This is a genomic window from Rhodococcus sp. 2H158, assembly GCF_053764755.1.
The window spans coordinates 73231-97003 of sequence record NZ_JBSNCE010000013.1 but is presented as its reverse complement, the minus strand read 5'-3'; the positions used below and the strand labels follow the sequence as shown (position 1 = coordinate 97003).

At 70.8% G+C, this 23773-nt stretch carries 19 protein-coding genes; 5 read left to right on the top strand and 14 right to left on the bottom strand.

From position 1 onward, the window contains the following. Positions 1–39: 39 nt before the first annotated feature. On the top strand, positions 40–921 hold the full coding sequence (locus ACWPOB_RS14665; RefSeq protein WP_455401265.1) for an EamA family transporter: 882 nt from the start codon (positions 40–42) through the stop codon (positions 919–921). Here the strand turns inward: ACWPOB_RS14665 and ACWPOB_RS14660 are convergent. After that, complete coding sequence (locus tag ACWPOB_RS14660; RefSeq protein ID WP_455401264.1) at positions 918–2540, bottom strand: MFS transporter; 1623 nt, start codon at positions 2538–2540, stop codon at positions 918–920. The two genes, ACWPOB_RS14665 and ACWPOB_RS14660, sit on opposite strands and share 4 nt — an antisense overlap. 159 nt (positions 2541–2699) lie before the next feature. Continuing rightward, positions 2700–3617, bottom strand: coding sequence for a LysR family transcriptional regulator (locus ACWPOB_RS14655; protein ID WP_455401263.1), 918 nt, complete (start codon positions 3615–3617; stop codon positions 2700–2702). 68 nt (positions 3618–3685) lie between these two features. Here ACWPOB_RS14655 and ACWPOB_RS14650 point away from each other — a divergent pair, with 68 nt between their 5' ends. Both ACWPOB_RS14650 and ACWPOB_RS14645 read left to right on the top strand, forming a co-directional pair. Then, positions 3686–4123, top strand: coding sequence for a PaaI family thioesterase (locus tag ACWPOB_RS14650; protein WP_455401319.1), 438 nt, complete (start codon positions 3686–3688; stop codon positions 4121–4123). Between the two features lie 58 nt (positions 4124–4181). Continuing rightward, entirely contained in the window at positions 4182–4988 is an 807-nt protein-coding gene (locus tag ACWPOB_RS14645; protein WP_455401262.1) for a class I SAM-dependent methyltransferase, read from the top strand. A gap of 32 nt (positions 4989–5020) precedes the next feature. On the opposite strand, the gene ACWPOB_RS14640 is transcribed toward ACWPOB_RS14645, so the two are convergent. From ACWPOB_RS14640 to ACWPOB_RS14600, 9 genes are all read right to left on the bottom strand, one after another. After that, entirely contained in the window at positions 5021–6247 is a 1227-nt protein-coding gene (locus ACWPOB_RS14640; protein WP_455401261.1) for an amidohydrolase family protein, read from the bottom strand. Positions 6248–6483: 236 nt separating this feature from the next. Further along, on the bottom strand, positions 6484–6804 hold the full coding sequence (locus ACWPOB_RS14635; protein WP_100058277.1) for a DUF202 domain-containing protein: 321 nt from the start codon (positions 6802–6804) through the stop codon (positions 6484–6486). A gap of 25 nt (positions 6805–6829) precedes the next feature. After that, on the bottom strand, positions 6830–7198 hold the full coding sequence (locus ACWPOB_RS14630; protein ID WP_455401260.1) for a YidH family protein: 369 nt from the start codon (positions 7196–7198) through the stop codon (positions 6830–6832). A gap of 60 nt (positions 7199–7258) precedes the next feature. Next, complete coding sequence (locus ACWPOB_RS14625) at positions 7259–7711, bottom strand: QcrA and Rieske domain-containing protein (protein WP_455401259.1); 453 nt, start codon at positions 7709–7711, stop codon at positions 7259–7261. Positions 7712–7789: 78 nt separating this feature from the next. Next, positions 7790–8353 carry a DUF6529 family protein gene (locus ACWPOB_RS14620; protein WP_100058280.1) on the bottom strand — a complete coding sequence of 188 codons (564 nt, stop codon included), beginning with the start codon at positions 8351–8353 and terminating at the stop codon, positions 7790–7792. A 36-nt stretch (positions 8354–8389) separates the two neighbouring features. Continuing rightward, positions 8390–9031, bottom strand: a complete 642-nt coding sequence (locus ACWPOB_RS14615) for a hypothetical protein (protein ID WP_455401258.1) — start codon at positions 9029–9031, stop codon at positions 8390–8392. Between the two features lie 88 nt (positions 9032–9119). Next, positions 9120–9608 carry a QcrA and Rieske domain-containing protein gene (locus tag ACWPOB_RS14610; RefSeq protein ID WP_006931276.1) on the bottom strand — a complete coding sequence of 163 codons (489 nt, stop codon included), beginning with the start codon at positions 9606–9608 and terminating at the stop codon, positions 9120–9122. Positions 9609–9710: 102 nt separating this feature from the next. Beyond that, positions 9711–11240 carry a DHA2 family efflux MFS transporter permease subunit gene (locus ACWPOB_RS14605; protein WP_100059007.1) on the bottom strand — a complete coding sequence of 510 codons (1530 nt, stop codon included), beginning with the start codon at positions 11238–11240 and terminating at the stop codon, positions 9711–9713. Positions 11241–11589: 349 nt separating this feature from the next. Further along, on the bottom strand, positions 11590–13284 hold the full coding sequence (locus tag ACWPOB_RS14600) for an FAD-dependent oxidoreductase (protein WP_455401257.1): 1695 nt from the start codon (positions 13282–13284) through the stop codon (positions 11590–11592). A 155-nt stretch (positions 13285–13439) separates the two neighbouring features. Here ACWPOB_RS14600 and ACWPOB_RS14595 point away from each other — a divergent pair, with 155 nt between their 5' ends. Both ACWPOB_RS14595 and ACWPOB_RS14590 read left to right on the top strand, forming a co-directional pair. Next, positions 13440–14240, top strand: a complete 801-nt coding sequence (locus ACWPOB_RS14595; protein WP_100056845.1) for an acyl-[acyl-carrier-protein] thioesterase — start codon at positions 13440–13442, stop codon at positions 14238–14240. Positions 14241–14263: 23 nt separating this feature from the next. Further along, positions 14264–14755, top strand: a complete 492-nt coding sequence (locus ACWPOB_RS14590) for a SixA phosphatase family protein (RefSeq protein WP_455401256.1) — start codon at positions 14264–14266, stop codon at positions 14753–14755. Between the two features lie 12 nt (positions 14756–14767). On the opposite strand, the gene ACWPOB_RS14585 is transcribed toward ACWPOB_RS14590, so the two are convergent. The 3 genes from ACWPOB_RS14585 to rpoB all read right to left on the bottom strand — a co-directional run bounded on the left by ACWPOB_RS14585 (position 14768) and on the right by rpoB (position 23543). Continuing rightward, positions 14768–15778, bottom strand: a complete 1011-nt coding sequence (locus ACWPOB_RS14585; protein WP_455401255.1) for an iron-siderophore ABC transporter substrate-binding protein — start codon at positions 15776–15778, stop codon at positions 14768–14770. A gap of 175 nt (positions 15779–15953) precedes the next feature. Continuing rightward, the gene (locus ACWPOB_RS14580) at positions 15954–19925 is read right to left on the bottom strand and encodes a DNA-directed RNA polymerase subunit beta' (RefSeq protein WP_455401254.1); all 3972 of its coding nucleotides are present in this window, start codon (positions 19923–19925) and stop codon (positions 15954–15956) included. 111 nt (positions 19926–20036) lie between these two features. After that, positions 20037–23543, bottom strand: a complete 3507-nt coding sequence (gene rpoB / locus ACWPOB_RS14575; RefSeq protein ID WP_100056843.1) for a DNA-directed RNA polymerase subunit beta — start codon at positions 23541–23543, stop codon at positions 20037–20039. Positions 23544–23773: the final 230 nt, after the last annotated feature.

Genomic DNA, 23773 nt, shown 5'->3' with positions numbered 1-23773 from the left:
GCACACGGGACGGCGGATCCCCAGGGCCTCGGAGGACGGATGAGCGGCACAGCACCGGCGCCACGGGGCGGCAGCCGGACCGTGCCCGTTGCGGCCGTGCTCGGCTCGGTGCTCTCCCTGCAGTTCGGCGCGGCCTTCGCCAGCACCCTGTTCGACGACGTCGGCGCCCTCGGCACGGTCACGCTGCGGCTGACGCTCGCCGCGGTGATCCTGTGGGCGGTGGTGCGGCCGTCGGTGCGGCACTGGCGCCCGGCGCAGTGGCGCGGCGTGGTCGCGCTCGGGGCGAGCCTGGCCGCGATGAACGGCTTCTTCTACGTGGCGATCGCCCGGCTGCCGCTCGCGGCGGCGGTCACGATCGAGTTCCTCGGACCGCTCACCCTCGCGGCGGTGCTCTCCCGCCGCCCGCGGGACGCGCTGTGGGTGGCGCTCGCCCTGGCCGGTGTGGTGCTCCTCGGAGCGCGCGGCCTCGGCGGGGACGGCGACGCCCTCGACCCGGCCGGGGTCGGTTTCGCGCTGCTCGCCGCCGCCGGCTGGGCCTGGTACATCGTCGCGGGCTCGCACGTGGCCACCACCGTCTCCGGCGCGGCGGGCCTGACCGTCGCCACCACCGTCGCCGCGGCGCTCGTGCTGCCCCTCGGCCTCGGGACCGCCGGCGCCGGCCTGGCCGATCCCGCGATCCTGGCCGCCGGAGCGGCGGTCGCCCTGCTGTCCTCCGTGGTCCCCTACAGCCTGGAGATGCGGGCGCTGCGCGATCTGCCGAAGAACGTGTTTGCGATCCTCATCGCTCTCGAACCGGCGGCGGCGGCCCTGGCGGGCGCGCTGGTGCTCGGCCAGTGGGTCCAGCCCGTCGCGGCGGTAGGCATCGCGCTGGTGATCGTCGCCGGCGTCGGCGCCCTGCGCGGCAGCGGCGAGCCGCGCTAGCCGTCCGCGTCCCCGGGCGCGGCCTCCTGCCGCTCGTCCCCCGCCGGCTCGGCGCGTTCGTCCTGCGCGCGGTACGACGCGAGGAGCCGTCTTTCGGCGTCGCGCTTCGGGAAGGCGAAGAACACCAGGACCGCACCGGCGGCGACGACGAGAATGGCGGCGGCATACGCCTTCGTGTCCCCGTCCAGGAAGGCCGTGCGCGCGGCGGCCATGATGGCGTCGGCGTACTGCGGGTACCGCGCGGCGAGGTCGGCGGCGCTCGCGAACGACTTGGTCAACGCGGCCTGCGTCTGGTCGCTGATCTCGTCCGCCTCCGGCGACGAGGCGATCGCCGCCGAGATCGACGAAACGTATCCGGCGGTGAGCAACGCCCCGAGGATGGACTGCATCACGGCCCCGCCCAGATCGCGTTGCAGGTCGGCCGTCGCCGACGCCATCCCGGCCCGGGTCACCGGGACCGAGCCGGTCAGCGAGCGGGAGGCGGGCGTGCCTGCGAAACCGACCCCGATCCCCACGAGGGCGTACGCGAGGGCGATCTGCCAGTACCCGGAGGTCTCGTCCCACATCGTCAGCGCGACCGCGAGCCCGAGGAGGATGAACGCGTAGCCGAGCAGCAGGGTGGTGCGCGCACCCCGGCTCTCCACCATCCGGGCCGAGTACGGAGCCACCACGAGCATGCACGCGGCGGCCGGAAGGATCGTCGACCCGGCGGCGAGCGTGGAGTAGCCCAGCACGTTCTGCAGGAACTGCTGACCGACGAACATCGTCCCCATCAGGGTGCCGAACACGATGATGCCCGCCACCGCTGCCACCCAGAACGTCGGCCGCGCGGCCACCTTCAGGTCGAACAGCGGCTCGGGCACCCGTCGCTGCCGCCACACGAACACCGCGCCCGCCACGGCGGTGACGGCGGCGCAGACGAGCGCCGCCGTGCCTCGGCCGCTCTCGGGTGCGAGGTTGACCGTCAGGACGAGCGCCGCCACGAACAGCACCGACACGACCCCGCCGACATGATCGACCGGCCCGGAGGTCTCGTTGACGTGCGCGGGAATCAGCACGGCCGCCGCCACGAGGGCGACGGCGGCGAGCGGCACGGTGATCAGAAAGGCCGAGCCCCAGTAGAAGTACTCCAGGAGCAGGCCGGACAGCAGCGGTCCGAGCGCAGCGACCGCACCGCCGGTCGCCGACCACAACGCGATCGCGCGGGTCCGCGAGGCTCCCGACCACAGCGCGGTGATCAGCGCCAGCGTGGTGGGATACGCCAGCCCCGCGGCGAGACCACCGGCCAGCCGGGCCGCGAACAGCACCTCGACGCTCGGCGCGAAGGCCGCCACCAGACATGCGGGTATCGACAGCGCGACGCCGAGCACGAGCAGCTGCTTGCGCCCGTAACGGTCGCCGATCGCCCCCAGGTACAGCACCGACGCGGCCAGGCCCAGCGAATACCCGACGGCGACCAGGTTCAGTTCCGTCTGGCTCGCGTCGAAGGCCCGGCCGATCGCCGGCAGCGCGATGTTGGCAACCGAGAGATTGAGGTTCGCGACGGCGGCGACCAGGATCAACGTCGCGAGGACGGCCCCGGATCGCCGGGGGCTGCGATCGACCTCGACGGCCGTCACGGCCGCGACCCGTGGTACCGCGATGCGTCCATGTCCCACTCCCGGTGCCGGCTCGGCGCCACGCCGCGCTCGCTCGTACCCCCGGCGAGCTGTGTCCTCGACGATCATGATGACGCACCGGGCGCCGGATTCGGGCCGATCGCGACGATCGGTACGCGATCAGGCGCCGCGGACGATCATCCGCACCAGGTCCCCGGCCGGGCCGGCGAGCTTGCGGGGTGGGCGCCACACCGCGCGCAAGGTGCGGGCCAGATCCAGGCCCTCGACCTCGACGGTCCGCAATTCGCCGGACGCGAGGTGATCGGCCACGGCGAGGGTGCTGAGCACGGCCGGGCCGACGCCGCCGAGGGCCGCGGTGCGCACCGCGGCGCCGCTGCCGAGCTCGAGCAGCGGCGCCGGCCGCGCGAACTCCCGGAGGGCCAGATCCAGCGTGTGCCGCGTCCCGGAGCCCTCCTCGCGCACGACGAGCGGCGTCGCCGCCAGTTCGGCGACGGTGAGCGGACGCCGGCGCCGCGCCCACGGGTGCCCCGGCGTGACGACCACCACCAGCCGGTCCCGCGCCACCGGGGTGCTGTGCAGTCCCGGTGGGACGGTGGGAGCCTCGACGAACCCGACGTGGCACCGGCCCTCCGCGACCGCGTCGCAGACCTGCCGCGAGTTGTGGACCTGCAACTGGATCTGCACGTCGTCCCGGAGACCGCGGAAGCGGCCCAGCCAGCGCGGGATGAGGTGTTCGGCGACCGTCATGCTGGCCGCCACGGTCAGCTCGGCCTGCCGGTCGGCACTCAACGCCGCGGCGGCGTCGAGCAGGCGACGGGCGTCGGCGAGGGTCTGCCGCGCCCAATGCGCGACCACGGTGCCCTCCGGGGTGAGCGCGGAGCCGGCCCGCCCCCGGCGCACGAGCACGGTCCCCAGCTGCTTCTCGAGGCGGCGCACCGCCCGGCTGGCATTGGGCTGCGCGACGCCGGCGGCCCGGGCGGCCGCGCCGAGGCCGCCGTGGTCGTCGATGCCGACGAGCAGCTCCAGAGCGGCGAGGTCCGGCCAGCGAACCGTCGGCGAATGAGGTGACCGCGTCATGCGCGAATGATATGTCCGCCCACGACCCGGCGGTGTGAGGCAGACTGCAGGCCGTGGAACTTCGAGGGGTGGACGACGCGGCGGCGGTGCTCGCGGCCCAACCGTTCAGCGTGCTGGTCGGCGCCCGGGTCACCGCATACGAGCCGGGCCGCGCGGTGCTCGAGATCCCGCTGCGTCCGGAGTTGCTGCAGCAGTTCGGGTTCGTGCACGGCGGCGTGCTGGCCTACGCCGCGGACAATTCCCTGACCTTCGCGGCGGGAACCGTGCTCGGATCGTCGATCGTGACCACCGGGTTCACGATCGACTACCTGCGCCCGGGCCGCGGCACGCTGCTGCGGGCCGCGGCGACGGTCGTCGACTTGAGCCGGCGACAGGCGCTGTGCCGGTGCGAGATCGTCGCCGTGACCGAGGACGGCACCGAGACACGGGTGGCCGCGGCGCAGGGCGGCGCCCGGGTGATCGATCTCGACCGCCGTTCCGGCCGTGAGCCCGGATCCGGTTCGTAGGCAACGGCGCCGGCCCGGACGGATCGACTGATCGGGGACCGGAGAGAGGAAGACCGCGATGACGGATCACACCGCCGACGCCTGGGAGATCGCCGCGGCGTACGAGCGCTATGTAGGTCGCTGGAGCCGCCCGGTCGCCTCGAAGTTCCTGCAATGGCTGCCCCCTGCCGGCGCGGGCGCCGCGTGGTGCGATGTGGGGTGCGGGACCGGCGCTCTCGCACACGCCGTCCTTGTCGCCGAGGAACCGGCCCGGGTCGTCGGGGTCGAGCCGTCCGAGGGCTTCGCCGCGGCGGCCCGCACCACGGTCGACGATCCCCGCTTCGAGGTCCGGCCGGGTACCGCTGCGGCGATCCCGGCCGTGGACGGCGAGTTCGACCGCGTCGTATCCGGATTGGTCCTCAACTTTCTTCCCGATCCGATCGCGGGTCTTGTCGAGATGCGCCGCGTCACCCGAGCGGGCGGGACGATCGGCGGCTACGTGTGGGACTACGCCGAGGGCATGGAAATGATTCGCGCCTTCTGGGATGCGGCCGTCGAACTGGACGAGGCGGCGCGGGACCGGGACGAGGGTGTCCGCTTCCCGCTCTGCCGGCCCGATCCCCTCCACGACCTGCTCGCGTCTGCAGGTCTCACCGGGGTGCGGATCCAGCCCCTCGAGGTTCCCACCGTGTTCGCCGACTTCGACGATTTCTGGGCGCCGTTCCTCGGCGGTCAGGGACCCGCCCCCGGATATTGCATGTCGCTGCCGGCACGGCGCCGAGCCGAGCTGCGGACGGTACTCGATGCCCGCCTGCGCCGCGACCGAGCCGGTCGGATCGCGCTGACCGCCCGGGCGTGGGCCTTCCACGGCTCCGTGCCCGATTGACCCGGGAGTAGACCGCCCAGGCATACCTCGCGCTACCGCGGTGTGGCAGCGAGCGTGCCGTGGAGGTAGACGGCACGGATGCGTTGCAGCGCGTGGATGTCGATGGTCGCGTCGCCGTCGACGACGAGTAGGTCGGCGTCGTACCCGGCGCGGAGGGCGCCTTTGCGGTCGCTCAGACCGCAGGCATGTGCCGCCCGCGAGGTCGCGGTGGTGAGGGCCGTGGTGATGTCGGCGCCGCCGATGACCAGGTCGGCGACGGCCAGCGCCAGGATGCCGTGGGCCTTCCCGTCGCTGATGCCGGCGTCGACCCCGGAGACGACGTCGACCCCGGCGTTACAGAGCCGACCCGCCAACGCCTGTCGGGCTTCCCACGTCGTGCCGGTCTTCTGCTGCAGTGCGAGGACGGCGGGCGGCAGCGTCACATCGGGTCGTTTTCCCAGGGTCGGGCAGACGGCAATTCGGCTCCCGGCGAGTTGCCGGAGCACTGATTCGGGAAGGTCGATTCTGTGCTCGGTGAAGCAGCTACAGTGCTCGAGTCCGTCGACACCGGCCGCGATGGCCTGCCGGACCGCGGGTAGCCCGTGGGCGTGGGCGGTGACAGGCAGTCCGACGGCGTGGGATTCGTCGACGACGAGCCGGAGCTGGTCGAGGCGGTATTGGCAGGTGAGGACGTCGGTGCCGGCGGTCATGGTGCCACCGCTCGCCATGACCTTGACGATGTCGACACGACGATCTGCGCGATCGTGAATCGCAGCGCGGATCTCGTCGGGTCGTTCGGCGGCGCCGCCCATGTGCCAGCAGTGGCCCTGGTGGGTGGTGATCGGGGGGCCGGCCGCCACAACGGTCGGACAACGCGCGGGTGATTCCTGCACGAGTCGGTCCCGCCGGTCGACGACGGCCCAGTGTCGGTCGCCGAGGTCCCGCACTGTCGTGACACCGGCCGCGAGCTGATCGGCGAGACTGCGGTCGATGATCGCATCGAGTTCGTCGTCGGCGAGGCCGGGGAGCCGGTCGAGGGCGCCGTTGCGGGAGTCTCCGCAGAGATGGACGTGGCAGTCGACGAGCCCGGGCAGGACCGTAGCGCCGGGGTAATCGTGCAGTTGCCAGCCCACCGGCGGCGCGCATGTGGCGGGTTCCACCCCGATGATGCGACCGTCCCGGCAGAGCACCAGCGCCCCGTCGGGAAGTGTCCGCCCACCGTCGAATGCCCGCCGCGCCCGAATCGCCAGCAGGTCCTCGGCCGGTACTGCTCGTTCCACCGGGGCAGGCCGCGAGCGCGGCCCGTGACGTCCAGTGCCGGCGGCACCCATGGCCGTGTCGACGGCTGGTGGATGCACATGTTCACGGTAGTCTCCGGCGGTGCCGCTGTCGTCGGCTTCCGGCACCGGACACGGGACGGCGCGCATCGGCCCGCCTTCTCGAATGCGCCGCGGGAGGAGCGCCCGGTCTCGTCAGGAGCCTCGGCTCCTCGGCTGGAACGGCGACGGTGAGGCGGTCACACCTGCGACGTGACGATGAGCGTGGCGGCGGCGAGGGCCAGAACGACGACCGTGACGGTCAGGACGATGTTGCGCCACCAGTGATGCCTCGCGCGCCCCTCGATGAAGCGCCTCACCCGCGCCCGGTGCTCGCGCCCGCTCGTCACGAGCAGCACGAGCGCCGGCACCAGGCACAACAGGCCGATCACCACCACCACGGGCGCAGGGCCGGGCGCCAGGCGCAGGAACAGCAGGACCACCGCTCCCAGCCCGGTCGCCGTGCGCAGCCACGCGAGGGTGGTGCGCTCGGGCTGCAGCCCCGGGTCGTCGTGTCTCATCATCGGCCCGAACGCGGCGGCGCGGTCATATCAGGAGAGCCACGGCGAGGGCCACGGCGCCTACCGTCAGCATCGCCGCGAGCAGGAATGCGATCCGCGGCGGCGGCAGAGGACGTTCGGTGCGCATCGCGGCCTCGATCTGCAGCCAGCGCCGCAGGGCGGCGATCACCAGGATCGCGGAGAACACCAGCAACGTGCACGACAGCGTGGTCCGCACCACCGGCCCCACGACGTCGCCGGCGAAGGTCTCGAGCGCGACGGCCGCCGCGATGACGCCGAGCGCGGTGCGGATCCACGCGAGGAACGTGCGTTCGTTCGCGAGGGTGAAGCGGGCGTCGGGTTCGGCGCCTTCACGCAGCGCCCGCGGCCGCCAGTCGCGCAGAGGTCTGGTCACGCCGTCGACCCTATCCCGGTGCCGCCCGGGTAGACCGTCGAGGTGGGACGGCGAACCCGGTCAGGCGAGGGTGATTTCGCCGTTCTCGACGGTGACGGCCCTGCTGTCGAGGGGACGCGCGGCGGGTCCGTTCGCGACGGTGCCGTCGAGGTTGAACCGGCTGCCGTGGCAGGGACAGTTGATCGTGCCGTCCTGCACGGTCGCGACCGTGCAGCCCTGATGGGTGCAGATCGCGCTGAACGCGAGCACCTCACCCGCGGCCGGCTGGGTCACCACGACCTTCTGATCGGGGAAGACCTGTCCCCCGCCCACGGGAATGTCGGCGACGGCTGCGAGGGGCTGGCCTGCGGCCGCCTCGGCCGCCGCCCCGGTGCCGGCGTCCTCCGCCGCGGAGGTCTGCCCGGAGGCGGACTCGTTGCCGTAGGTGCTGCAGGCCGCCGTGGCGGCGACGGCGGCCACCCCGGCACCCAGGAGCACCGAACGGCGGCTGACGGGAAACTGCTCGAGATCCATTTTCCGGCTCCGATCGTGGGAGGGACAGTGGGGATGGGAGGGGCGGTGGGGCTGGAAGGGACAGTGGGGGTGGGACCGTCAGAACGTGACGCCCGTCGTGCGGAAGAAGTACAGCGCCGAGGTCGTCCACACGACCACGATCGCCGTGAACAGGGCACCGCCGGCCACCGGAACCGCCCATCCCGGCAGGCCTCGCCGGCTCAGCAGCAGCATCTTGGCCACGAACGCCCCGTAGAGGAGGCATCCCGCCAGCGAGTGCCACAGCACCCGCGGCTCGCCGGTGCGAAAACCGAGCGCGTACAGGCAGTGCACCGCGACGGGGACGGTGGCCAGCACCGCGAGTCGGCCCGACCACACGTGCAGGGTCCCGATCCAGCTCGGCGCCCGCAGTCCCGGCATCCGTCCGTACATCACGGCCGCCGAGGCGAGCTGAACCAGTGCGAGCACGCCGGCGAGGGTCGCCAGCCAGGCCTTGACGGCGGTCGGGCTGGAGAACCCGGCGACGTTGATCGAGAAGAAGGTCGGCTCGTGCACGCTGCCGTAGACACCGAGCCCGACCGCGACGAGGGCGCCCACCAGGAACGCGACCACGACAGGGGCCGTTCGCGGCGGTGCGACGGGATGGACCTGCGGTGTGCTCATCCGTCCTCCTCCCGGTGTCACCGTGCGGTGGCACCGTCAGAATGTGTCGCTGCCGGACACCGGGTCGGCGGTCACGACCACCCCGTCGACGACCGCCGTCCCGTCCGGCGCCAGGGCCGGGGCGGGCGCCGTGCCGCCGTCGCCGGCGCGGCGCACACCGGTGACCGTCCCGTTCTGCGTGACGATCCAGCTCGCCCTGACGTCGCCCACGTTCGCGAGGTAGAGGCCGGCCGGGGGTTCGGCCGGCGCGGCGTCGAAGGTCCAGCTCCGGTCACCGAGCCACAGGGTGCCGCGCACCGTCGTGCCGTCGAACTCGCCGTCGAGGCGGGCACCGTCTCGGCCCTCGAGCTCGAGCCTGCCGTCCTCCGCGTCGCCGGACAGCCACGACTCGACTGCGCTGCCGTCGCACGCGTATGCGACGGCGTCCTCGCCCTCGACGGCGATCGCGAGCGTGAGGGTTCCGGTGGCGACGGGGATCTGCGCGACGTAGGTGGCCTGCGCAGGGAAGGCCACGGCGGTCGAGGGCGCAGCCGTCGTGGTGGGGGCCGGCGCGGACGTGGCGGCCGGGCCGGGGGCGGGCGTGGGGCCTTCGTCCTCCTTGGAGACGTTGACCGCGAGCAGAACCGCGGCGAGCACCACCACCGCCGCCAACGTGATCAACGGCCCCCTGCGCACCATGGGGTCCCCTTGCCGGTCCGCACTTCAGTGATGATCTTGCGGTCGAATCTACTCCGCCGCGGCCCGCCTGCTCAGCGAATCGCCCGCATCAGTCGACGACGACGTCCGCACCGCGGGCCGCGGCCGGACGCGCCTTCAGCGGCTTGCGGGCGGGACCCTTGCTCACGGTCCCGTCCAGACGGAACCGGCTGCCGTGACAGTCGCAGACGATCTCGTCGGCCTCGACGCCGGTGATGTTGCAGCCCGAGTGGGTGCACAGCGCGACGAACGCCCGGTAGTCCCCGGCGACGGGTTGCGTCACCACGAGACGCTTGTCGGCGAACAGGACGCCGCTACCCACCGGGATGTCGGCCGCGGCGGCCACGACCGCGGCGTCCGGACCGGGCTCCGGCGGCGTGGTCGGTGCGGCGGAGGTGCCGTCGGCGCCACCCTGGTCGGCCTCGGCGCCGCACGCGGACAGGACTGCGGCGGCCGCGACCGCACCGGCACCGCCGAAGAGGGCGCGCCGGCACAGACGCGGCTGTCCAGGTGCCTCGTCCGTCGCGGCGGGGCCTCGGTGGGTGGGTTCAATGCTCATGGGGTCGTCCGTTCGGGTCGCCGTCGTGCTGCCGGAACGAGGTTAGCCGCAGACACGAAGAGGGGGCCGCGACGTACGTCACGGCCCCCTCGGGACGGCCGGCTAGTGGACGGCCACCGGCTGCAGTCCCTCCCCGGCCGGATGCTTGACGCGCGTGCGCGGCAGGAACAGCGCCGGGATCACCGCGAGGGCCATGAGGACGGTCGCGACGAGGAACGTGGTCGCGAACGCGTCCGCGAGCGAGGTGAGGATCGACTCCTGCACCGGTGCGGGCAGCTGTTCGAGAGCTGCCGGGTCCATCTGCCCGCCGCCCTCGGGCGCCCCCGCCGGGGTCGCCAGGCGGCTGCTCAGGATCACCGACATGGTCGCGGTGCCCACGGAGCCGGCGGCCTGCTGGACGATGTTCATCAGCGTCGACCCGCGGGCCACGCTCTGATGAGTCAGCGTCTGCAGCGCGGCCGTCATCGTCGGCATCATCGTGGCACCCATGCCCATGCCCATGACGAACAGCGCACCGAGCAACAGCACGTACGACGTGTCCGTGCCCACCTGCGTGAAGACGGCCATGCCGAGCGTGACGAGGGTCAGGCCGACGAGCACAATCTTCCCGGGCCCGATCCGGTCGACGAGCCGGCCGGCGACCGGCATGGTGAGCATGGCGCCGAGGCCCTGCGGCGCGAGCAGGATGCCCGCCGCCAGGGTCGACTCGCCCCGCACCTGGAGGAAGTAGCTGGGGAACAGCAGTCCTGCGCCGAAGAACGCGATCGCGAACACCGACATGGTGAGCACCGCGAACGTCAGTTGGCGGTTGCGGAACAGGTACAGGTCGATGAGCGGGTTCCGGGCACGCAGGGCGTGGAACACGAACGCGACGATCAGCACGGCGCCGATCGCGCCCGGAACGAGGACCCGCGTCGCGGCGACGGTGCCGACCTCCGGGATGGACGAGACTCCGAACAGGAACAGCGCCAGGCCCGGCGACAGGAGCGCCATGCCGACGAAGTCGAAGGACTCGGACCGGCTCGGGCGGTCCTTCGGCAGGATCAGCACGGAGGCGACGAGAGCCACGACGCCGATGGGCAGGTTGATCAGGAAGATCCAGTGCCAGCTGGCGGTGTCGATCAGCCAGCCGCCGAGGATCGGGCCGCCGATCGGGCCCAGCAGCATCGGGATGCCGAGCACCGCCATCACGCGGCCGACCCGGTGCGGCCCCGCGGCGTGGGTCATGATCGTCATGCCCAGCGGCATGAGCATGCCGCCGCCCAGGCCCTGCACCACGCGGAACCCGATGAGCGACGTGATGTCCCACGCCATGCTGCACAGCACGGACCCGGCGACGAACAGGACGAGGGCGGCGAGGTACAGACGCTTGGTGCCGAACCGGTCCGCGGCCCAGCCCGTGAGCGGAATCACGCTGGCCAGCGCCAGGGTGTAGGCGGTCATCGTCCACGCGACGGTCGCGTAGCTGGAGTCGAAGTCCTCCATGAACGTCGGCACGGCGACGGAGACGACGGTCACGTCGAGGATCGACATGATGGCGCCGAGCACCACCACCGACGCGATCTTCAGAACTGCCGCGTCGAGCTTGTCGCTCGCCGGCGCGGCGGCCGGGCCCGCATGGGGGGCTGTCATGGGTGGGTCCTCTCGAGGCGCGATGGCAGGCAGACCTGCCGGGATGGGATCGAGGGGCCGGGCACGGTCGTACCGTGCGGCGACGACCATCTCGGTGCGAGCCGCGTGTCACTGCCGGCGCGAGCCGCGTGTCACTGCCGGCGCGAGCCGCGTGTCACTGCCGGCGCGAGCCGCGTGTCACTGCCGGCGTGGGCCGCGTGTCACCCTCGACGTGCCCGGCGACCAGCGCGCGCCCCGACAGCGCGGCGGATCGACATCCCGGCCTGCGCTCCCCCGGCGGACGTCGCCGCGGGCGGTGCCGGGCACCGCCGAAAGATACTAGTCCCGACGCAGGCGGAGCCCCAACCGATTATCGGCGCACCAGACGCAGCAGGCTTCGCCCCGGCCGCGGGCGCCCGGCCGCGGTCTCGGTGAGGCGGGCGCGGTCGGTCAGCTTGACGCGCGGCCGTCCGGCGGCGCGGCCGGCCGCCCGCTCGGCCTCGTCGATCTCGTGCCATCCGCTCAGGCCCACCCGGGTGGGCCGCCGCTGCCCGAGCAGGCGATCGAGTTCCCGCCGGCCTCCGGCCGGACGCGCGAGCCGGCCGGCGTCGAAATCGGCGAGCAGGGCCGTGACCGTCTCCTTGGCGCACGCCTTGTTGGTTCCGATCACGCCGCTCGGACCGCGCTTGATCCACCCGGTGACGTACACGCCGGGTCCGGCAGCGGTGACCCGCCCGCCCTCGTTGGGGACGATCCCCCGTCGCTCGTCGAACGGCACTCCCGGGAGGGGGACCCCGCGGTAGCCGATCGAGCGCAGCACCAGCTGCGCGTCGAGGTGCAGGGCCTGCCCGGCCGGCCGGGCGACGAGCGCACCGTCGTCGCCGGCGATCAGGTCGTTGCGCACCGCGCGCAGTCCGGTGACCCGTTCGGTGCCCTCGATCTCGGTGGGCGACACGAGGTAGCGGAACACGATGCGCTTGTTCCCCGGCCGGGGCTCGCGGCGCGCGTACTCGCGCGCGAGCCGCATGCGCATCGCGACCGCCGGGTCCGCGGCGGCGAGCGCCGCGCTGTCGGGATCGAGCTCGAGCTCGGTCTCGTCGACGACGACGTCGACGCCGTTCAGATCGCCGAGGGCGAGGAACTCGGGGTTGCTGTAGGCCGCCTGGGCCGGGCCGCGGCGGCCCAGCAGGACGACCTCGCGGATGTTGCTCCGGCGCAGCGCCTCGAGGGCGTGATCGGCGATGTCGGTGCGGGCCAGCTCGTCGACGTCCATGGTGAGGATGCGGGCGACGTCGAGGGCCACGTTGCCGTTGCCGACCACGACCGCGCGTTCGCCGGAGAGGTCGAAGCTCCGGTCGGCGTAGTCGGGGTGGCCGTTGTACCAGGCGACGAACTCGGTGGCGGCGTGGCTGCCGGGAAGGTCCTCGCCGGGGATGCCGAGGTTGCGGTCGGCGGACGCCCCGGTCGCGTAGACGACGGCGTGGTGATGGGCGAGCAGCTCGGCGTGGTCGATGTCGCGGCCGACCTCGACGTCGAGGTGCAGGGCGAACGCGTCGCGGCGGAACGACCATTCGAACGACTCGGTGACGGCCTTGGTGCCGGGGTGGTCGGGCGCGACACCGCTGCGGACCAGGCCCCAGGGGGTCGGGAGCCGGTCGAACATGTCCACCTCGACGTTCGAGCGCTCGAGCAGTTCCTGCGCGGCGTAACAGGCCGCCGGACCGGCACCGACGACCGCGACGCGCAGGGTGCCCTGCCCCCGCGGCGGGGCCGGGACGGGCGTCAGCGGGATCCAGCTCTCGGGCATCGGGTGCGCCGTGTAGTAGTCGGCGTTGATGTCCTTGAACCGGGCCTGAGCCTCGGTGAGCCGGTCCTCCGGGAAGATCGCCTCGACCGGGCAGGCGTCCGCGCACGCGCCGCAGTCGATGCAGGCCTGCGGGTCGATGTGCAGCATCTCGGTCTGCGCGAACTCCCGCTCCTCGGGCGTGGGATGGATGCAGTTCACCGGGCACACGGCGACGCAGCTCGCGTCGTTGCAGCACGTCTGGGTGATCACATAGGCCATGTCGTGTCCTCGAAGAGCCGGGACCGGATTTCATGTGACATCCGGTAACAGTTAACTCCACTGTAGCCTCGGTGTCTCGCCCCTCGCAAGATTCGCTGCAGCCCTGCTCCGCAGCTGTCAGAATCGGCAGGGCCCGACGACGAGCAGGGGGACGAATGAGTTCGGACACGGCCGCGAAACCGGCACCGGAGAAGTCCGCGGCGGAGGACGCGCTGGCGCGACCCCTCGGGGCCGCTCCCCCGCCCGACGACGCGTTCCGGTCCACGCGCACGGTGCGCACCGGCGACGTCGACAGCCGGGAACGGCTCCGTCTCGACGGCGTGGCCCGCTACCTGCAGGACATCGGCACCGACAACCTCGACGCCGTCGACGCCACCGCCACCGACCCGCTGTGGATCGTGCGCCGCACCGTCGTCGACGTGCACCGGCCGGCCCGCTTCCGCGAACAACTCGAACTGCGCCGGTGGTGCGACGCCTTGTCCACGCGATGGGCCAACGTCCGCGTGCGGCTCGACGGCACCGGCGACGCCCTGATCGACACCTCGGCGTTCTGGATCAACATCGGGCCCACCAACGGGATGCCGGCCCGGATCAGCGACCGGCTCTGGGAGCACATGGCCCGCCATGCGGAGGACACCCGCCTGCGATGGCGGGCATGGCTGCCGCCCACGCCGTCCGACGACGCCGACGCCGGCACGGCCTTCCCGCTACGGGCCACCGATATCGACCCGTTCGACCACGTCAACAACGCCGCCTACTGGCACGGCATCGAGGAGCACCTGGCCGGCCGGCCGGAGCTGCAGACCGCGCCGTACCGTGCGGTGATCGAGCACCTTCGGCCGGTCGTCGCCGGCGACGCGCTGGTCCTGCGCGCCCGTCACGACACCGACTCGCTGACCCTGTGGTTCACGGTCGGCGACGAGGTGCGCGCGGTGGCACGCGTCGGCCGCCGGTGACCGCCACCACCTAGGGTGAACCCATGACCCGCACCCTGATCCTGTTGCGGCACGGGAAGTCCGCGTACCCGGACGGCGTCGCCGATCACGAGCGCCCCCTCGCCCCACGCGGACGACGCGAGGCCGGTCTCGCCGGACGCTGGCTGCGGGCCCACCAGCCCCCGATCGACGCCGTGCTGTGCTCGAGCGCGACGCGCGCCCGCAAGACCCTGGCGGAGGCCGCCGTCGAGATCTCCACGGAGTTCCTCGACGACCTCTACGAGGCCACGCCGGGGAAGATCGTCGACGCGATCCGCCAGGTCCCGGACGACGTGTCGACGCTGCTCGTGGTGGGCCACGAGCCCGTCCTGTCGGCGACGACGCTGCTGCTCGCGGACGACCACGACTCGGACGCCGCCCGTCAGATCATCGAGAAGTTCCCGACCTCCGCGGTGGCGGTGCTGGCGGTGCGGGGGCCGTGGCACGACCTGGGCCCGCGTGGTGCCGCCCTGGTCGACTTCCACATCCCGCGCTGACCGGGAATTGCCCTACCTCGCCGCGGCGGCGAGCGCCTCGAGATAGGCGTCGATGCCCCACGTCAGCGACAGCACGGTCGGCGGCGACACCGCGGCGATGAGCTCGGTGCCGTTGACCTTCGCGACCCGCCCGTCGGTCACCTGCTGCATGGTCCGCGCCCACGGCTGGGCGAGCGTGCGCTCCTGGGCCGCGGCGTCGTCGGCGTAGGAGAGCAGGATGTCGCTGGTGAGCTTGCCGGCCTCCTCGAAGCTGAGGGTGAAGTAGAAGCCGGACTCGTCGGCGCTCAGCTCGGCCACGCTGGGTGCGCTCACCAGACCGAGATCGGTGAGGAACTCCACGCGCGAGTCGGCCGGCTTGTAGACGTAGAAGGTGTCGCCGGTGTCCCACACCGCGGCAACGGTCCTGCCCCGCAGCTGCGGATAGGCTGCCGCCTTCTCCGCGATGGTGGCCTCGGTGTCGGCGATCAGCCGGGCCGCCTCGTCGGATCTGCCGAGCGCCCGCCCGACTGTGGCGACCACGTCGCGCCACGGGGTGGCCCACGGCTCGTCCGGGTACGCGACGGTCGGCGCGATCCGGCTCAGCGTCTCGTACTGCTCCCGGGTGAGCCCGGAGTAGTTGGCGAGAATGACGTCCGGCCGCGCCGCGGCGATCTGCTCGACCGGCACGTCCGTGCCGTCGTTCGGCAGGACGGCCGGTGTCTCGGCACCCAGCTCGGCGAGCCGGTCCCCGATCCACGGCAGCACCCCCTGCGCGTCGCCGCCGTAGGACTGGGCCGGGATGGCAACGGGCACGACGCCGAGCGCGAGCGCGGCGTCGGTGCTGCCGAAGCCCCACGTGACCACCCGCTCGGGTTCGGCGTCGAGCGTGGTGCTGTCGAGGGCGTGTTCGATCGTGACCGGGAACGCGCCTCCGGCCACGGACGACTCGCCGGCCTCATTGCTCCCCGACGAGCACGCGGTCAGGACGAACGTGAGAGCGAGTCCGGCTGCGGCGAGCAGCCTGGGGATTCGGGTCGACGGCACCGGCGTTCCCTTCGGGTTATTAGGAGTGCCTATCCAAACTAGTCGACGGCCGGCGCGGCCGTGTCGTCTACCCCGGAAACCAGGAAGGCCCCGCCCCCGAAGAGAAGAGGGCGGGACCTTCGTGGCCACGGCAGAGAGCCGGGCCGCAGCCGGTTTCCCGGCCGCGGCGACGGATCTACCGGTAGTCGCTGGAGTAACCGTAATCGTCGAGCGGAACCGCAGCGCCGGTGTTCTGGCCGAAGCCCTCCGGCGAGTAGTACTGATCCTCGTACGACGGGATCGCGTACGCGGCCGCGCGGGCCTCCTCGGTCGGCTGCACCTGGATGTTCCGGTACCGGTTGATGCCGGTGCCGGCCGGGATCAGCTTGCCGATGATCACGTTCTCCTTCAGACCGATCAGCTTGTCCGAACGGCAGTTGATCGCCGCGTCGGTCAGCACGCGAGTGGTCTCCTGGAACGACGCCGCCGACAGCCACGAATCGGTGGCCAGCGACGCCTTGGTGATACCCATGAGCACGGGACGACCGGCAGCCGGCTCGCCGCCCTCGGCGACGACCCGCCGGTTGGAGGCCTCGAACTCGCTGCGCTCGACCAGCGAACCGGGCAGGAACTCCGTCGAACCCGAGTCGATGATCGTCACGCGACGCAGCATCTGGCGCACGATGACCTCGATGTGCTTGTCGTGGATCGACACACCCTGGCTGCGGTACACCTCCTGAACCTCGTTCACGAGGTGGACCTGCACCTGGCGCGGACCCATGACACGCAGCACCTCGTGCGGATCGGCAGCACCCTCGAGGAGCTGCTGACCGACCTCCACGTGGTCGCCGTCGGCGAGGATGCCCTCGGTGCCGTTCGCCTTGCGGATCACGTGCAGACGCTGACGCTTCGACAGCTTGTCGTACACGACCTCCTCGCCGCCGTCGTCCGGGACGATGGTGATCTTGTAGAAGCGGTCGTCGTCCTCGAGGCGCACGCGGCCGGAGACGTCGGCGATGGGCGCCTTGCCCTTCGGGACGCGGGCCTCGAACAGCTCCTGCACTCGCGGCAGACCACCGGTGATGTCCTCACCGACGCCACCCTGGTGGAACGTACGCATCGTCAGCTGCGTACCGGGCTCACCGATCGACTGCGCGGCGACGATACCGACGGCCTCGCCGATGTCGACGAGCTTGCCGGTCGCCATCGAGCGGCCGTAGCAGGTGGCGCACACGCCGGTGCCGGTGTCGCAGGTCAGCACGGAGCGGACCTTGACCTTCCGGATGCCGGCGGCCAGCAGGGCCTCGATCGCCGGGTCGCCGAGGTCGCTGCCCCGGGTGACGACGACGTTGCCGTCCGCGTCGACCGCATCGGTGGCCAGCGTACGGGCGTACGTGCTGGTCTCGATGTGGGCGTCGCGCACCAGGCGGCCGGTCTCGTTGCCCGCGCCGTCGCGCTCGGGCTCGGCGATGACCATCTCGATACCGCGCGGGGTGCCGCAGTCGGTCTCGCGGACGATGACGTCCTGCGACACGTCGACCAGACGACGGGTCAGGTAACCCGAGTCGGCGGTACGGAGCGCGGTGTCGGCCAGACCCTTACGGGCACCGTGGGTGTTGATGAAGTACTCGAGCACGGTCAGGCCCTCACGGAACGAGGACTTGATCGGGCGCGGGATGAACTCACCCTTCGGGTTCGTCACCAGACCCTTCATGCCCGCGAGCGAGCGGATCTGGGTCATGTTGCCCGCGGCGCCGGACTTCACGATCGTGGGGATCGGGTTGTCGTCCGGGTAGTGCGCCTCCATGGCCTGACCGACCTCTTCGGTCGCCTCCTGCCACAGCTTGACGAGCGAGTCGCGCCGCTCCTCCTTCGAAAGGGCGCCACGAGCGAACTTGCGCTCGAGCTGATCCGCGGACGCCTCGTAGCGCTCGAGGATCTCCTTCTTCTCCGGCGGCACCAGCACGTCGGCCATCGACACGGTGACACCCGAGCGGGTGGCCCAGTAGAAGCCGGCGTCCTTGAGCTTGTCGACGGTCTGCGCGACGACGATCATCGGGTAGCGCTCGGCCAGATCGTTGATGATCGCGGCCTGACGCTTCTTCGGCATGACGTCGTTGACGAAGCCGTAGTTCACCGGCAGCAACTCGTTGAACAGCACGCGACCGAGCGTGGTCTGCACGGTCCAGCCGTCACCGTAGTTCCAGCCCTCGGGGAACAGCTCGGCCTCGACGTCCTTCGGCGGGCGCTGCTGCGTCAGGCGCACCTTGATCGGGGCCTGCACCGAGAGCACGCCGCGGTCGACGGCCATGATGGCCTCGGCCGGGGACGAGTACACGCCCTGCTCCGGCTCGTCGTCGGTGGCCGGCCGGTACGCGCCCGGCGCGTCCTCGACCAGGCGGGTCAGGTGGAACAGACCCGTCACCATGTCCAGACGCGGCATGGCGAGCGGACGACCCGACGCCGGCGACAGAATGTTGTTCGACGACAGCATGAGGATGCGGGCCTCGGCCTGCGCCTCCGCGGACAGCGGCAGGTGCACGGCCATCTGGTCGCCGTCGAAGTCGGCGTTGAACGCCTCACACACGAGCGGGTGCAGCTGGATGGCCTTGCCCTCGACGAGCTGCGGCTCGAACGCCTGGATACCGAGGCGGTGCAGCGTGGGAGCACGGTTGAGCAGCACGGGGTGCTCGTTGATGACCTCTTCGAGGACGTCCCACACCTGCGGGCGCTGCCGCTCGACCATGCGCTTCGCGGACTTGATGTTCTGCGCGTGGTTCAGGTCGACCAGGCGCTTCATCACGAACGGCTTGAACAGCTCGAGCGCCATCAGCTTCGGCAGGCCGCACTGGTGCAGCTTGAGCTGCGGGCCGACGACGATGACCGAACGGCCGGAGTAGTCGACGCGCTTGCCGAGCAGGTTCTGGCGGAACCGGCCCTGCTTGCCCTTGAGGAGGTCGGACAGCGACTTCAGCGGACGGTTGCCCGGGCCGGTGACCGGCCGGCCACGACGGCCGTTGTCGAACAGCGCGTCCACCGACTCCTGCAGCATCCGCTTCTCGTTGTTGACGATGATCTCGGGGGCGCCGAGGTCGATCAGTCGCTTGAGGCGGTTGTTGCGGTTGATGACGCGGCGGTACAGGTCGTTCAGGTCGGAGGTCGCGAAGCGGCCACCGTCGAGCTGCACCATCGGACGCAGCTCCGGCGGGATCACCGGCACCGCATCCAGAACCATGCCCATGGGCGAGTTGCCGGACTGCTGGAACGCCGCGACGACCTTCAGTCGCTTCAGGGCGCGCAGCTTCTTCTGGCCCTTGCCGCTGCGGATGGTCTCGCGCAGCGACTCGGCCTCGGCGTCGATGTCGAAGTTCTCGATGAGCTTCTGGATCGACTCGGCGCCCATCGCGCCGGTGAAGTACTCGCCGTAGCGGTCCTGCAGCTCGCGGTAGAGCAGCTCGTCGACGATCAGGTCCTTCGGCTTGAGCTTGGTGAAGGTGTTCCAGATCTCCTCGAGCCGGTCCAGCTCACGCTGGGCGCGGTCGCGCAGCTGACGCATCTCGCGCTCGCCGCCGTCCTTGACCTTGCGGCGGACGTCGGACTTGGCACCCTCCGCCTCGAGCTCGGCCAGGTCGGCCTCGAGCTTCTGCGCGCGGGCCTCGAGGTCGGCGTCGCGCTGATCGGCGACGGACTTCTTCTCGACCTCCATCTCGGCCTCGAGGGTCGAGAGCTCGTTGTGGCGCAGCTCGTCGTCCACTGCCGTGATGACGTAGGCGGCGAAGTAGATGATCTTCTCGAGATCCTTCGGCGCCAGGTCGAGCAGGTAGCCGAGGCGGCTCGGCACACCCTTGAAGTACCAGATGTGCGTGACCGGCGCGGCGAGCTCGATGTGGCCCATGCGCTCACGACGCACCTTGGCGCGAGTGACCTCGACGCCGCAGCGCTCACAGATGATGCCCTTGAAGCGGACACGCTTGTACTTGCCGCAGTAGCACTCCCAGTCCCGGGTGGGGCCGAAGATCTTCTCGCAGAAGAGGCCGTCCTTCTCGGGCTTGAGCGTGCGGTAGTTGATGGTCTCCGGCTTCTTGACCTCGCCGTACGACCAGTTGCGGATGTCCTCCGCAGTGGCCAGGCCGATGCGGAGTTCATCGAAGAAGTTGACGTCGAGCACGTAACTTCCTTTCCCCTTTACGGGTTTTGTTGCTGCTAGTTGTCGCTATCGCTGCCGGGGCCCGATGAGATACGCGCCGGCTGAGCGGGGCGTATCTCATCGGGTCGGCTCCTAGTTCGCGAGGTCGTCGACCGTGGCCGACTCGTTGCGGGAAAGGTTGATGCCCAGGTTGGCCGCCGCCCGCTCGAGGTCCTCGTCGTCGCCGTCGGCCATCGCGATGGCCGCGCCGTCGCTGGACAGCACCTCCACGTTCAGGCACAGCGACTGAAGCTCCTTGAGGAGCACCTTGAAGGACTCGGGGATGCCCGGCTCCGGGATGTTCTCGCCCTTCACGATGGCCTCGTAGACCTTCACGCGGCCCACCACGTCGTCCGACTTGATGGTGAGCAGCTCCTGCAGCGTGTATGCCGCACCGTAGGCCTGCATGGCCCAGCACTCCATCTCACCGAAGCGCTGGCCACCGAACTGCGCCTTACCACCGAGCGGCTGCTGGGTGATCATCGAGTACGGGCCGGTCGAACGCGCGTGGATCTTGTCGTCGACCAGGTGGTGCAGCTTGATGATGTACATGTAGCCGACCGACACCGGGTACGGGAACGGCTCGCCGGAGCGACCGTCGAACAGCGTCGCCTTGCCGTCGGGGCCGACCATGACCTCGCCGTCGCGGTTCGGCAGCGTGGAGCCCAGCAGGCCCGTCAGCTCGTCCTCGCGGGCACCGTCGAACACCGGGGTGGCGATGTTGGTGTTCGGCTCGGCGGCGAGCATGTCGTCGGACAGGTTCTTCGCCCACTCCGGACGCTCGCCGTCCCCGGCCACCTGGACGTTCCAGCCGGCCTTGCCGATCCAGCCGAGATGCGTCTCGAGGATCTGGCCGATGTTCATACGACGCGGAACACCGTGGGTGTTGAGGATGATGTCGACCGGGGTGCCGTCGGGCAGGAACGGCATGTCCTCCTGCGGGAGGATCTTGCCGATGACGCCCTTGTTGCCGTGCCGGCCGGCGAGCTTGTCGCCGTCCTGGATCTTGCGCTTCTGCGCCACGTACACGCGGACCAGCTCGTTGACACCCGGGGGCAGATCGTCGTCGTCCTCGCGCGAGAACACGCGGACGCCGATGACCTTGCCGGTCTCGCCGTGCGGCACCTTCAGCGACGTGTCGCGCACCTCGCGGGCCTTCTCGCCGAAGATCGCGCGCAGCAGCCGCTCCTCGGGGGTCAGCTCGGTCTCACCCTTCGGGGTGACCTTGCCGACGAGGATGTCGCCGTCGCGCACCTCGGCGCCGATGCGCACGATGCCGCGCTCGTCGAGGTCCGCGAGGACCTCGTCGGAGACGTTGGGGATGTCGCGGGTGATCTCCTCGGCACCGAGCTTGGTGTCGCGGGCGTCGATCTCGTGCTCCTCGATGTGGATCGAGGTGAGCACGTCCTCCTCCACGAGGCGCTGCGACAGGATGATCGCGTCCTCGTAGTTGTGGCCTTCCCACGGCATGATCGCCACGAGCAGGTTCTTGCCGAGCGCCATCTCACCGTTCTCGGTGCAGGGGCCGTCGGCGAGAACCTGGCCGGACTCGACGCGCTGGCCCTCGTCCACGATCGGCCGCTGGTTCGAGCAGGTGCCCTGGTTCGAGCGGTCGAACTTGCGCAGCCGGTAGGTGCGACGGGTGCCGTCGTCGGCCATCACGGTGATGAAGTCGGCGGAGACCTCCTCGATCACGCCCGACTTCTCGGTGACGACGACGTCGCCGGCATCGACGGCGGCACGCAGCTCCATGCCGGTACCGACGACCGGGGCCTCGTTGCGCACCAGCGGCACGGCCTGACGCTGCATGTTCGCACCCATGAGGGCACGGTTGGCGTCGTCGTGCTCGAGGAACGGGATCATGGCCGTGGCCACGGACACCATCTGCCGCGGCGAGACGTCCATGTAGTCGACCTCGGTCGCCGCGACGAACTCGACCTCGCCGCCCTTCTTGCGGACGAGGACGCGCTCCTCGGTGAAGCGGCCGTCGGCGTCGACCGGCGAGTTGGCCTGCGCCACGACGTGGCGGTCCTCCTCGTCGGCGGTGAGGTAGTCGACCTGGTCGGTGACGATGCCGCCCTCGACCTTGCGGTACGGGGTCTCGATGAAACCGAACGGGTTGACCCGCGCGTACACCGACAGGGAGCCGATCAGGCCGATGTTCGGGCCTTCCGGCGTCTCGATCGGGCACATGCGGCCGTAGTGCGAGTGGTGGACGTCGCGGACCTCGAGGCCGGCCCGCTCACGGGACAGACCACCCGGGCCGAGCGCCGAGAGGCGGCGCTTGTGGGTCAGGCCCGACAGCGGGTTGTTCTGGTCCATGAACTGCGACAGCTGGGAGGTTCCGAAGAACTCCTTGATCGCGGCCACGACGGGACGGATGTTGATCAACGTCTGCGGCGTGATGGCCTCGACGTCCTGGGTGGTCATCCGCTCGCGGACGACGCGCTCCATGCGGGACAGGCCGACGCGGATCTGGTTCTGGATGAGCTCGCCGACGGTGCGCAGGCGACGGTTGCCGAAGTGGTCGATGTCGTCGACCTCGACGGGAACCTCGACGCCGCCCGGCGCCGTCATGGTGGTCTCGCTCGCGTGCAGGCGCACCAGGTACTCGATCGTGGCGACGATGTCTTCCTCGGTGAGGGTCGACGCCTCGATCGGCTGGCCGGCGTTCAGGCCCAGCTTCTTGTTGATCTTGTAACGTCCCACGCGCGCCAGGTCGTAGCGCTTGTCCTTGAAGAAGAGGTTCTCCAGCAGGGTCTGCGCGCTCTCCTTGGTGGGCGGCTCGCCCGGGCGCAGCTTGCGGTAGATGTCGAGCAGCGCCTCGTCGGTCCCGGCCGTGTTGTCCTTCTCGAGGGTGGACATCATGATCTCGGAGAAGCCGAAGCGCTCGACGATCTGCTCGTTGGTCCAGCCGAGGGCCTTGAGCAGCACGGTGACCGGCTGGCGGCGCTTGCGGTCGATCCGCACGCCGACGGTGTCGCGCTTGTCGACGTCGAACTCGAGCCACGCGCCGCGGCCCGGGATCACCTTGACGCTGTGCAGGTCCTTCTCGGTGCTCTTGTCGACCGTGCGGTCGAAGTACACGCCCGGGGAGCGCACCAGCTGCGAGACGACGACACGCTCGGTGCCGTTGATGATGAAGGTGCCCTTGTCGGTCATCATCGGGAAGTCACCCATGAAGACCGTCTGGCTCTTGATCTCGCCGGTGTTGTTGTTGATGAACTCGGCAGTGACGAACAGCGGCGCCGCGTACGTCATGTCCTTGTCCTTGCACTCCTCGACCGAGGCCTTGACCTCGTCGAAGCGCGGATCGGAGAAGGACAGGGACATCGACCCGGAGAAGTCCTCGATCGGAGAGAGCTCCGCCAGGATCTCCTCGAGGCCACCGACGACGGGGCCGTCACCGCGCTCGGCAGCGAGCGCGCGCCAGCGCTCCGAGCCGATCAGCCATTCGAAGGAATCTGTCTGTAGATCGAGGAGCCCAGGGACTTCGAGAGGTTCGCGAATCTTCGCGAACGACACCCTCTTCGGGGCTCCGGGGATTCCGGCAACTGCCTTGGTCTGGCTAGAGACTGCCAAGATGCGTCCTTCCAGCACCTCACGCGGGCCGCTCCAACCGGTGCGACCGCCGCTGTACCTGCTTCTTCATGTGGGGCGTTATCGCTGGTCGCAACCCGAACGACAACCCCACCACGAAGTCGGCGGAACGAGCCCCGGAGGGCAACGCTCCCGGCGATGCGGTCGAGGGATGGACAGGAGGCAGCCAGCGCAAAGTCCGAACTTACACCCAAAAGTCGCAGATGTCGAGCGACGGCACGAAAAGAAGC

Bases quoted from the DNA above. Each gene is read 5' to 3' on its own strand.
- ACWPOB_RS14655 (WP_455401263.1), bottom strand. From the start codon at position 3,617: ATGACGCGGTCACCTCATTCGCCGACGGTTCGCTGGCCGGACCTCGCC.
- ACWPOB_RS14605 (WP_100059007.1), bottom strand. From the start codon at position 11,240: ATGACAGCCCCCCATGCGGGCCCGGCCGCCGCGCCGGCGAGCGACAAG.
- ACWPOB_RS14635 (WP_100058277.1), bottom strand. From the start codon at position 6,804: ATGAGACACGACGACCCGGGGCTGCAGCCCGAGCGCACCACCCTCGCG.
- ACWPOB_RS14620 (WP_100058280.1), bottom strand. From the start codon at position 8,353: ATGAGCACACCGCAGGTCCATCCCGTCGCACCGCCGCGAACGGCCCCT.
- ACWPOB_RS14645 (WP_455401262.1), top strand. From the start codon at position 4,182: ATGACGGATCACACCGCCGACGCCTGGGAGATCGCCGCGGCGTACGAG.
- ACWPOB_RS14590 (WP_455401256.1), top strand. From the start codon at position 14,264: ATGACCCGCACCCTGATCCTGTTGCGGCACGGGAAGTCCGCGTACCCG.
- ACWPOB_RS14610 (WP_006931276.1), bottom strand. From the start codon at position 9,608: ATGAGCATTGAACCCACCCACCGAGGCCCCGCCGCGACGGACGAGGCA.
- ACWPOB_RS14615 (WP_455401258.1), bottom strand. From the start codon at position 9,031: ATGGTGCGCAGGGGGCCGTTGATCACGTTGGCGGCGGTGGTGGTGCTC.
- ACWPOB_RS14665 (WP_455401265.1), top strand. From the start codon at position 40: ATGAGCGGCACAGCACCGGCGCCACGGGGCGGCAGCCGGACCGTGCCC.
- ACWPOB_RS14600 (WP_455401257.1), bottom strand. From the start codon at position 13,284: ATGGCCTATGTGATCACCCAGACGTGCTGCAACGACGCGAGCTGCGTC.
- ACWPOB_RS14595 (WP_100056845.1), top strand. From the start codon at position 13,440: ATGAGTTCGGACACGGCCGCGAAACCGGCACCGGAGAAGTCCGCGGCG.
- ACWPOB_RS14625 (WP_455401259.1), bottom strand. From the start codon at position 7,711: ATGGATCTCGAGCAGTTTCCCGTCAGCCGCCGTTCGGTGCTCCTGGGT.